Source organism: Nonomuraea recticatena (genome assembly GCF_039533245.1).
In the GTDB taxonomy this organism is placed as follows: domain Bacteria; phylum Actinomycetota; class Actinomycetes; order Streptosporangiales; family Streptosporangiaceae; genus Nonomuraea; species Nonomuraea roseola.
This window is the reverse complement of record NZ_BAAATE010000102.1, coordinates 1-2,043: the sequence shown is the minus strand read 5'-3', so window position 1 is coordinate 2,043 and position 2,043 is coordinate 1. Positions and strand designations below refer to the sequence as shown.

Sequence of the window (2,043 nt, the reverse complement as noted above, 5' to 3'; positions counted from 1 at the left end):
CCCGGATCTGTTCAGCGAGCGCCTGGTCCCGGCGCTGCCGCTCGGCCCGCGCCGGCGCCGCCGACAGCCAGTGGTAGAAGCTGGAGCGGGCGATCCCGACGATCCGGCACAACCGCTTCACCCCGAAGGCGCCTGCGTGGTCGGCGACGAACTGGAAGCGGTTTAGGCCCCATCAACTAACTACTGCCTGATTTGATGTCGCTTTCATATTCGGCGATCGCGTTCTGTAAGGCCTCGATCGTGCGGGGTGGGTGCGTCCGCCGAGGCTGGTCAAGGGCTGTGGCGATGTCAGGAGTGGCGAAGGCGAGCAACGGCATGGTCCGGTGGGCGTGGTAGCTCAGCGTGTTGCGGTCTCGGCCGAGCAGTCGGGCCGTCAGGGTGAGCGTGACCGTGTTGCGGCGGCTCAGGATCGCGGCCAGGACACGGTGACGGTGGTCGAGGAAGCCGAAACCGGGGTTGTATCCGCGCCGGTTGATGCCCTTCCTCTTCTCGCGTTCAGCCTCGGCCAGGACCCGGCGCCAGGGCTGGAGTTCCTCCACGAGCCGGTCGAACTTCTCGCGGGAGATGCCGGTCAGGGCGGGGTGGGTGAGCAGGTAGGTGGCCTCGGCCGGTATCGGGGGTGCCTTCGCCTGTTCCGGGTCGGCTGGGGGTGACTGCTGGGGGTCGTATGGGGCGATGGTGTAGTTCCACTCGCCGTGGAAGTCGTCACGCTGGACGCGCTGCAGGATCGCGTTACGTTCGTCCTTGGTGAGGGTCCGCCCGGTGGGGTAGTCGTTGTTGTCCAGGACGGCGCTGACGGTCAGTCCGATGCTGGTGCGGGTGGCCGAGATGGTCTGGAGCAGCACCTCGTAGCTGGTCAGCGGCTGCCCGCGCAGGCTGTGGGTGATGCGGGAGAACAGCCGGTGCTCGACCTTGTTCCACTTCGATGTGCCGGGCGGCAAGTGCATGACGGTGACGGCCAGCCCGCACTCATCGGCGAACGCGGCCAGGTCCTTCTTGAACAGGTGGGAGTCGGCCGAGTTCGCCCCGCCGGAATCCGCGGTGATCAGCAGCCGCGCCGCGTCGGAGTAATCGAGCCGGCCTTGCTGGTTCCACCAGCGGCGGATGGACTCCACCGCGAACGCGGCGGTGTTGCGGTCGGTGCCCACGTTCACCCAGCCGGTGTCGCGTCCCAGGTCATAGACGCCATACGGGATGGCCACCGGCGTGGTGGGGTCGGTGAAGTCATGGTCCGGGGCGATGATTGGCCTGCCCTTGGGCCGGTAGGTGCGGCCGGGCCGCGCGAACTCACCGATCGGCTCCTTCTTCTTGGCATCCACGCTCACCACCGGAAGACCGCGGGCCAGGAACTCCTCCACGGCCGCGTTGATATGCCGGAACTGCGCGTCGCGGTCGGGCACCTGGCTGCCGGCCCGTCTCTTGGCCATGCCCTGCAGGCTGAACCCCATCTGGCGCAGCAGCCTGCCCACCACCGGCGCGCTGACCGGATGCCCCGCCTCGGCCAGTTCCCGGGACAGATCCCGCAGTGAGGCGGTGGTCCACCGCAACGGGGAGACCGGATCGCCCACCTCCCGCGGCTCGATCAATGACTCCAGAGCCGCGACCAGGCCCGGATCGCGCTCGTCAGCCAGTTTGCGGCCCGCGCCCGGCCGGCGCGCCCGTCCCTCCAGCACCGTCGCGCCCGCAAGTTCAGCTCGCCCCCGCGCGACCGTCGACTCCGAGACTTCCGCCAGCCGGGCCACGGCCGCGATCCCTCCGTGCCCCAGCGCGTCGGCCTCAGAGGCCAGATACAAGCGGCGCTGCCGCTCGTCCAGATGTGGAAGCAACGCGGCGAACTTTACATCCAGCACCGCCAGGGCCTGCGGCGATATCCCCACGAGAGCCCGTATACCACTTCACTCACAGACATGAGATCAAAACGAGCAGTAATTTCCTTACGCGCCCTTACCAGCGCGTCTCCCCGGCGAAATACCGGGCGGCCTTGCGCAGGATGTCCCGCTCTTCCTCCAGCTCACGCACCCGGCGTCGCAACGCGGCGTTTTC

The 2,043-nt window shown here is 68.2% G+C and carries 1 protein-coding gene; it reads right to left on the bottom strand.

What is annotated here, in order from left to right:
- Positions 1-176 precede the first annotated feature (176 nt).
- Complete coding sequence (locus tag ABFX50_RS50495; protein WP_428834742.1) at positions 177-1,877, bottom strand: ISAzo13 family transposase; 1,701 nt, start codon at positions 1,875-1,877, stop codon at positions 177-179.
- Positions 1,878-2,043: the final 166 nt, after the last annotated feature.